Source organism: Candidatus Paceibacterota bacterium, assembly GCA_028716825.1.
GTDB lineage: Bacteria > Patescibacteriota > Minisyncoccia > Minisyncoccales.
Genome location: JAQUPA010000021.1, coordinates 1 through 8,726, shown reverse-complemented (window position 1 = coordinate 8,726; position 8,726 = coordinate 1). Strand labels below are relative to the sequence as shown.

Below are 8,726 nucleotides of genomic sequence, written 5' to 3'. Positions count from 1 at the left end.
AAATTTTCTATTTCTTTTTGGGTAACAGAAGTTTTTAAGGGAATTGAAGAAAAACAATCTGTATCATTAGTTGCTTGAGCTACAATTAAAATTTCAACAAGAACGGCGTTACTTAATGGATTTACAGAAACTCTAAATTCGCTCTTGTCTGGGTCGTAGAAAAAAACAGGAGGACAATTATCTTGTAAAGTAATTTTTATTCTTGAAGAAATAAGAGGAGCATATGTCTCTGTCGCCCCTGCCTCTTTAGAATCAATACATTGTTTTTGGGTACCTCGGCAACTATTGCCCGTATAATCTCTATAGTTAAATCTATATACTAAGCAATTATTTTCAGAAGGGGAAGCAAGGCAAGTATTTCTCTGCGCCTCTGTCATTTTTGTTAAATGAGCAAGCCATATTGCCTGGTAATCTTCTCCCCCGTTTTTTATAGCGACAACATAACTATTTTTTATATCGCGCGAAATTAAATCCATTGCATAGCGAAGCTCCTCACTAACTGTCTGTATTTTTTGCGCCTGAAAGTGCTTGTGAATAGTCGTAACATAAATCCCCATTGTAGCTGTTATTAAAAAAATAAAAACTGCCATTGCGGTTAAAAGCTCAATTAGGGTAAAACTTTTTTTGGAATAACTAATTCTGTTCAAATTTAACATAAAATTACTTCTTCCAGTTAAAAAGATGGTCTTCAATTACTACTTCTTGCCATCTTCCGCCTTGCTGCCAACAAACAATTGATTGAACTAAAAGATCATTGTTTGGATTTCCGTCTTGGTTTAAATCTTTAGTTCTATCAACTACTAAAAGCCGTTTAATATTTGAGCCATGCGAATATCCATAATCTTTACAACTGGTCGGAGCAGTTTCACTAGTAGTAGATGCTACAACACATAACCAAGAATTTCCATAGCGCATCAAGTCCTTGGTGTATACATAATAAATAGAACCCTCTACGTGCCGTGGAGCACCAAGGATACAATTTGGCTGATAGGAACTCGCGGGGTTACTTTCGTCACCACATCTCCAATCGCAATCCCCTCCATCTTCTTTTACCTGGCCATCTTCATCAATATCACAAGTAGGATTTTTATCTTGATCGCAACACTTAGTAACAACAAAATCTCGGTTACAATCTGATTCGTCTTTATAGAGCCAATTTTCATTACGCATAGCACGAACATGTTCTATCCCCTCTTTTGCTAAATAAGTAGCGATGAGCTTATTTTTTTGGAAAGAAATTGCAGAATAACTTTTTGAAGAAATTGCAATTACAGATAAAATTCCGATGGACAACGCAATCATCGCAGCTAAAAGTTCAATAAAAGTAAATCCTTTCTCGCTATATTTTTTAAATAAATTAAACATATGGATTTTGATTTTTTATTCTATATCTATCATTCCTTTATTGTTTAAAATAATTGTTTTTTTGTTTGCGCTACAGGCATCTCCTCTAATACAAAGCTCGATATTTAACGTTGTTGCCACGCTGGCATTAATTTTCGTTTTGAGATTTTCTTTTTCAAAAGTAATCCAAGCAGTAGTGTCTGAAACAGCCGGAGTCACATTTAAAACTTCAATGCTAGACGCAAAATACCTATCTTCAACTAAACATTCATTTGCCAGGTCTTTATCAGTATAAAGCTTTATGTAGTTTTTCCCCTCTTCAAAGAAAATAGCAAAATTCTTGGCTACTCCTCCTCCGCATTCATTATTCTCAGGACGAGACATCTGCGCCATTGTAAATCCTTGAGCTTTTCTTATTTCTTGAGATATTATACTTGCAGCATTTTGAAGATCCATTTCTTCTTTTTGCAATCTATAATTTACAAGGAAAATACCACCCATAATCACAATAATTCCGATAGAGACTACAAGTTCAATGGTAGTAAAGCTGTTTTTTCTTTTTAATTTTGGCATTTTATTATTTTACCAAAGAAATAAATTATAATAAAAGGTTATTAAATTAGTTCCCCAAAAAAACGCAATAAAGGTGGCTGGAGCCAAAAAACATCCAAAAGGTACTTCGCTTTTTAATTTTTTTCTCTTTAGTATTATCAATATTAATCCTATCACACTGCCGCTAAAAAATGCAAGAAATAAAGCGACAAAAATGTTGGGAAAAGAGAGTAAAATACCCATAAAGGCTGCGATTTTAACATCACCAAGACCCATTCCTTTTCCTTTTGTAAGTAAAATCAAAGAAAAGAAAAATAAAGCAGAAATGGCTCCGGCAAAAACAGAAGTAAAAACTGGCCTTAAAGCTCCGAATGTAAAAGATGGCTTCCAATTATTCAAAGAGAAAAATTTAAAAACTTGATATGAAAACGCAACAAGGATTGCGGGATATATAACTCTATCCGGCACAATAAAAAACTTAAAATCTGTTGAAAAAATTACAATTAAAACACCTAGAAAGAAAAACCAAAATAAAATCTCTATAATTGTCTCAAAATTTAAAACACCTGATGTTTTTATAATCTGCCAAGAATTTAAAACAAAAAATAGCCCTGTTAAAAATTCAACTAAAGGATACTGAAAAGAAATTGGTTTTTTACAACGAGAACACTTACCACAAAGAAAAATAAAACTAAAAAGAGGAATGAGCTCGTGCCATCTTAGTTTCTTTTTACATTTTGGACAATAAGAACGCCCTTTTGCTTTTTTGCCCTTTGGAAGTCTTAAAATAAGAACATTCAAAAAACTGCCTACACATAAACCAAGTAGAAAGATAAATAAATAAAGAAAATACATAACCAAAATTAGTGTATTGCGCCTACCAGTCCATAAATAGGCATTACAATAGCAATGGCAAGAAATAAAACTACAAGAGCAATACCAATAAGTAAAACTGGCTCAAGTAAAGTTATAAGACCACTTACTGCTCTTTCAACTTCACCATTATAAAATGTTGCAAGATCTCCTAAAACCCTATCAAGGTTTCCACTTTTCTCTCCGCTCTCTACCATATGAGTTAAAGTCGGAGATATTACCTCTGAATCTTTAAAAACTTCAGAAATTTCTCCACCCTTCCTTACATTATCCCGAGCATCTCTCAATGCTTTCTTGAAAAAAGAATTACCCATAACAGAGGCAACTGTTTCTAGAGCCTGGACAATTGGAATCCCTCCTTTTACTAATGTTGCAAGGTTCTCGCTTAGTCTAGCATAATACATATTCTGAAAAATTGTTCCCAGTATCGGAGCCTTAAGCTCTAATTTGTCTTTTTTAATTTTTCCCTGAGGTGTTTTAATATAACGAATAAGTAACCATATAGCTATACCAACTATAATAAAAACCAACCACCAATAACGAGTTAAAAAGCCGGAAACACCCAAAATAATTTTTGTTGGTAGAGGAAGATCAGTTTCAAATTGTTTAAACATGTCAGAAACTTTCGGCATAACAAAAGTCAACATTATTACCAAAACCCCCACACAAACGAGAAGAATAACAGCGGGATAATATAAAGCTCCTGTAATTGTCTTTGTTAGGGTGTATTCCCTCTCTTGATGGTCTGCTAAATATTCAAGAACGCTTGATAGTTTACCTCCAACTTCTCCCACTTTTATCATACTTACCACGAAGCGTGTAAAAGTCTTTGGATGTTTGGCCATCGCTTCAGAGAGCGCCATACCACCATTAACGTCGTTTGAAATTTCCATAACCTGCTCTTTTAGAAGCCGATTCTGCACCTGCATCGAAAGAGCATTTAAAGATTCGACTAAGGGAGTGCCGGATGTAACTAAAATTGAAAATTGTCTATAGAAAAAAACAAGGTCCTTTGCTTTGACTCTTTTTGGCAAAACATTTATTTCTTTCTCAACGCCCTTTTTCTTTCCTGCCTCTTCAAGACCCGTAATAATTAAACCCCTGCTTTGAAGAGTTTCTATCGCATTATTTTCTGTCATTGCCTCTACAATACCTGTTTCAATACTTCCCTCTTGGTTACGAGCTCTATATCTATATTTCATGTTAGAATTTTTTCACCAAATTTATTACTTCTTGAGTAACAATTTCAATTCACTTGGTGAAATAGAATATTTAATTGCGTCTTCAAAACTAATCTCTTTTTGCAAAACAAGATTTGCTAATGAACGGTTTAAAGATATCATTCCTTCTTCACTACTTGTTGTAATCATCATATCAAGTTCATGGGTTCTTTTTTCGCGAATTACATTTGAAACAGCAGGATTTGCAACCATGATTTCACATGCAGGTATTCTTCCTTCTCCATTAATTCTTGGAATTAATCTCTGAGATATAATTGCCTCAAGACTCGCTGCAAGTTGAGCCCTTACTTGATGTTGCTGATCTGCTGGAAAAACATCAATAATTCTATCCACCGTCTGACTGGCAGAATTAGTATGAAGAGTTGAAAAAACAAGGTGACCAGTTTCTGCCGCAGTTAGAGCAATTGAGATTGATTCATAATCTCTCATTTCCCCCATCATAATTACATCTGGATCCTGCCTTAAAGTCGAACGAAGAGCAACAGCAAAACTTTTGGTATCAATTCCTACCTCTCGCTGATCGATAATTGATTTTTGTTGATAAAAAACATATTCGATTGGGTCTTCAATTGTAATAATATGGCTTTCTCGGTTTTTGTTTATCTCATCAATCATCGCAGCAAGACTTGTAGACTTTCCATGGCTTGCAGGGCCCGTGATTATAATAAAGCCCTGTTTTAGTTCTGTAAATTTATGTAAAAAACTTGGAAGATTTAGCTCTTCTATGGTTCTAATTTTTGAAGGAATTATTCTTAAAGCTAAGGAAATTAATCCTTGCTGCAAAAAAGCATTTCCCCTAAATCTTGTTTTGTGTTTATATTCATAAGAAAAGTCTAATTCTTTCTTTGAAATAAACTCTTCTTTTCGCTCTGGTCCTAAAATAGCGTAAGTAATTTCTCTTGCATCATCCGGTCCAATAATTTTTTCATCTTTTAATGGAAGTAATCTGCCATCAATTCTTATTGTTGGAGGTTTTCCTGTTGAAATATGAATATCAGACGCATTTTCTGCGAGAGATTTTTCAAAAATTTTAGAAATAATTTCTTGATAGTTCATAATTTTATAATATTAAACTTTCGACTCGTATATGATTAATAAATTTATATGAGAATCGTCAGTTGTATGTTAATGTATTTTATATGATTTTTTCTTGGACTTCAACAACCTTAAGAACTTCTTCAAAAGAAACTAAACCCTTAAGAGCTTTGATAATACCATCTTGTTTCATTGTTATCATGCCTTGTCTTGTTGATTCTTCTTCTATTTTTTGCTCTGAAGAATCTTTTAAAATAACTTCTGCGGCCTTGTCTGTCATTATAAAAATTTCAAATATCCCAATTCTTCCTTTTGTCCCTTTATTAGCACAAGAAGGACAACCAACGGACTGGTATAGATCGGTCTCCTCTAAAGATATCTTTATATCTTTTCTTTCTTTCTGTGGTATTTTTTCTATTTCTTGTCTTATAATTTTCTCCTGTTCTTTATTCGCTTTTACTTTCTTTTTACATTCATTACACAGTTTTCTCACTAATCTTTGAGATACAACGATTTTAATTGTTGGGGGAATTAAAAACGGCTCAACCCCCAAATCTATCATTCTTGGAATTGCACCCACTGCATTGTTTGTGTGTAAAGTAAAAAGTACAAGGTGGCCTGTAAGAGCAGCGTGAGTTACAAGATCAGCTGTTTCTTTATCTCTTACCTCCCCCACCATTATAATGTCTGGGTCTTGTCTTACGATTTGGCGAAGACCCTGAGCAAAAGAATATCCAATTTCAGGTCTCACCTGCGATTGGTTCACCCCATCAATCCAATATTCGACTGGATCCTCTAAAGTAACAATATTAACAGCTTCTTTGTTTAGGTTTTGAAGAATTGTATATTGGCTTGTTGATTTTCCTGAACCAGTAGGACCACAAAAAATAATAGAACCAAAAGGAAGTTTCATGCCCTCTTTCAAAATTCTTAAATTCCTCCCGATAAAACCAAGGGCTGAAAGTTTTTTAGTTATAACTGCTGTTGTGGAATCAAGAATTCTAAGAACCACTTTCTCTCCCTGGGCAGTTGGAAGAGTAGCTACTCTAAAGTCGATTCTTTTACCTGAAATTTGGCTTGTAAATCTACCATCTTGTGGTTTTCTAGTCTCGTCAATACGCAAATTAGCAAGAATTTTTATCCTTGAAACAATTGAAGGGAGAAGTTTTTTTTCCATAAAAAGACTTGAATACAAAATTCCATCAACTCTGAATCTTATCCTCAACTTCTCTCCAATTGGCTCTATGTGAATATCGGATGCTTTACCTTCTACTGCATGACGCAAAGTTACAGAAACAATTTTTGAAACAGGAGCTTCTGAGACAATTCTTTCTGTTTCTTCTTTTCTTTTTTTCACTTTTACAATAATGCCCTCTTTCTCCTCTTTCTCCTCTTTTTCAATTTCTTTTATCGCCTCACTAACTTCTTCTTTCAATATATTATACCTTTTAAGTAATTCATTGATATCCGTAAAGGTCATCAAGAAAATCTCGAGCTTGAACTTTCTTTGCTTAGCGATAAAATCAAGAGCAGAGCGAGCTTCAAAATTCTCTGGAAATGGTGTACCCACAGATAAAACATTTTTTGTAATATCGATAGGAACAATTTGATAATTCCTAGCGGTCTCTTCGGGAATTTCTTTCAAAACATCACTTGATATTTGCTCCGGCGTTACCTTCTTTATGGGAATATTCAAAAAATTACTCTTTAAATGAAAAAAGTCCTTTTCGGAAATTATTCCTTTCTCTGTTATTATCTCATCCACCGTCTTTTTACTCTCCTTACTCTCTAATTCCAATGAGGATAACAAATTTTCAGGAATTAATTTTTTCTTTACAAGAAACTGAATAAATTCAGAAGCCATGTTTTTGTAAAATAAAATTTTGCCTTAAATAAATTGGCAAAAATTAAGACAAAAATAAAATTGAAATTATTTTGCTGGCACGAAAGGATTGCCAGTTGCGCCAACTTTATCCTTTGGAGGTGAAGAAAAAATCGATTTTGAAATAACTTGCTTTAAATCTTTAATAGGAGTTTTATTAACAATAATTATAATATCTTCAAAGCTGTCAAGTTCTTCTTTTGTAAGAACTTCTCCCTCGCTAGTATATGTTTCTATATCTTCCTTTGCGGGTTTTTGTAAAAAAAGAAAATAAAAAAGAAAACCAAACGTTATAATTACGATCAAAAGCCATATTCCCCAAATAGGCATTTTAAAAGATTGTTTTGCGTCTTTTTTCCCTTCAGATATTGATTCTATAGATATTGCCATAATATTTATTAATTATTGAGGAATATTTTGTGTTTCCTGGGGAACCGCTTGCGGAGTTGTTTCTTGGTTGATATTCTCTCCCTCGGTCGCTGCTGCTCCCTCTTCTTTAGATACTTCTACTATAGATTTTGTATAAACTTTTATAACTAAAGAAAAAGAATTCATATTAGGAGGAGTTTTTTCTCCGGTTTCTCCTTCCTCCCCCACTGAAAAATTTATTGTTTCAACTTCCATTAAAGGAATACTTTTTGCAACGTCATCTAGAAATCCCTTAAAATTACCATAAGAACCATCAACGGTCAGGCTGACAGGTAAAACTCCAAGATTACTTTCTGAACCCTCAACTTCTCCAAAAGAGAAACTCGATACTGACATTTTATTTCTTGAGGCTAAAACATCAAAATGAATTAACATTAAAAGCTTATCTGAATTTTCATCAAGTAAAAGCCCTTCTATTTTTTTTATCTTAGCTGAGTTTGTCTTATATTTTGCAGCAACACCATTAAATTCTTCTAGTGTTTCTTCTTTTTCTTTAAGAATCTGAATTAGTGCAACAGATTCTTTCTTCGCCTTTTTTACTTCTATCAAGCTGGGATAAACAAAAAAATAAGCAACGCAGAATATCAAAACACAAATAATGAAATAAATCAGAAGTTGAATGTCGCGAGCCTTTGTTGGCATAATATTGCTTTTGTATTTTAAAATTTAACTATTGAAGGACTAAAATTTATTTTCATTTGAATACTTACACCCTTGTCTCCAATCGAAAAACTACTCATCTCAACGCTCTGAACGTTTTTATTGGAATTGAAAACGGTCATTTGCATTAAAAGATTACTTGCTGTGCCCGAGAAAGCGTTAAGTGATAAATTATTTTCTTTAAGATTATAGTTTAGTCCAGAAAAATAAACACCCTCATAAGTGTTTTTTTCTACAAAGTCTAAAATTTTTCTTGACCTGGTGTGAGAATCTAAAACCGGGGATACTTTTTTAAAAATATCCATTATATTTTTCATTTCCTTCTCGAGTACTTTATCTCTTTTGTTTTCAATCTCCTGAATCGCCACTCTTGTTTCTTTAACTCCAGATTTTAATGTATAGTTATATAATTTTATAAGACCAAAAAGAAGAAGAAGAAAAAGAAGAAATCCCAACAAGTTCCAAAATAATTTTGTCTTGAATTGATATTTTCCTCCTTTTTTTTCTGATATATCTATTGCCATAATTTTTATATTTTAACACCCAATTTTTTTTATTGCAAGGTATTTTATCTTTCTCTAAACTCACGAAGCGCTACACCAACAGCCACAGAAAAAGAAGGGCCTATATTTTCTATTGTTTTCTTAAGCGACTCATTATAAACTACATCTTTAAAGGGTTGGCCTACTTCTGTTTTTATACTACTTTTT

Annotated in this window: 10 protein-coding genes; all 10 read right to left on the bottom strand. The window is 33.2% G+C overall.

Annotation, left to right across the window (positions count from 1 at the left end; all coding sequences use genetic code 11):
- Positions 1 to 656 (bottom strand): hypothetical protein (locus PHI88_03405; GenBank protein MDD5552174.1); only part of this gene is annotated, 656 nt, incomplete at its 3' end.
- Positions 657 to 660: 4 nt separating this feature from the next.
- Positions 661 to 1,365, bottom strand: a complete 705-nt coding sequence (locus PHI88_03400) for a prepilin-type N-terminal cleavage/methylation domain-containing protein (protein ID MDD5552173.1) — start codon at positions 1,363 to 1,365, stop codon at positions 661 to 663.
- Between the two features lie 15 nt (positions 1,366 to 1,380).
- Positions 1,381 to 1,917, bottom strand: a complete 537-nt coding sequence (locus tag PHI88_03395) for a hypothetical protein (GenBank protein MDD5552172.1) — start codon at positions 1,915 to 1,917, stop codon at positions 1,381 to 1,383.
- A 9-nt stretch (positions 1,918 to 1,926) separates the two neighbouring features.
- A complete protein-coding gene (locus PHI88_03390) occupies positions 1,927 to 2,751 on the bottom strand; it encodes a prepilin peptidase (GenBank protein ID MDD5552171.1) in 825 nt (274 codons plus the stop codon).
- 8 nt (positions 2,752 to 2,759) lie between these two features.
- Complete coding sequence (locus PHI88_03385; GenBank protein ID MDD5552170.1) at positions 2,760 to 3,971, bottom strand: type II secretion system F family protein; 1,212 nt, start codon at positions 3,969 to 3,971, stop codon at positions 2,760 to 2,762.
- 24 nt (positions 3,972 to 3,995) lie between these two features.
- Positions 3,996 to 5,066 (bottom strand): type IV pilus twitching motility protein PilT, encoded by a 1,071-nt coding sequence (locus tag PHI88_03380; GenBank protein ID MDD5552169.1) that lies wholly within the window; start codon positions 5,064 to 5,066, stop codon positions 3,996 to 3,998.
- Positions 5,067 to 5,145: 79 nt separating this feature from the next.
- Positions 5,146 to 6,909, bottom strand: a complete 1,764-nt coding sequence (locus tag PHI88_03375; protein ID MDD5552168.1) for a GspE/PulE family protein — start codon at positions 6,907 to 6,909, stop codon at positions 5,146 to 5,148.
- Between the two features lie 66 nt (positions 6,910 to 6,975).
- A complete protein-coding gene (locus PHI88_03370) occupies positions 6,976 to 7,317 on the bottom strand; it encodes a hypothetical protein (protein MDD5552167.1) in 342 nt (113 codons plus the stop codon).
- Positions 7,318 to 7,329: 12 nt separating this feature from the next.
- On the bottom strand, positions 7,330 to 7,998 hold the full coding sequence (gene pilO / locus PHI88_03365) for a type 4a pilus biogenesis protein PilO (GenBank protein ID MDD5552166.1): 669 nt from the start codon (positions 7,996 to 7,998) through the stop codon (positions 7,330 to 7,332).
- 17 nt (positions 7,999 to 8,015) lie between these two features.
- A complete protein-coding gene (locus PHI88_03360; GenBank protein ID MDD5552165.1) occupies positions 8,016 to 8,540 on the bottom strand; it encodes a hypothetical protein in 525 nt (174 codons plus the stop codon).
- Positions 8,541 to 8,726 lie beyond the last annotated feature (186 nt).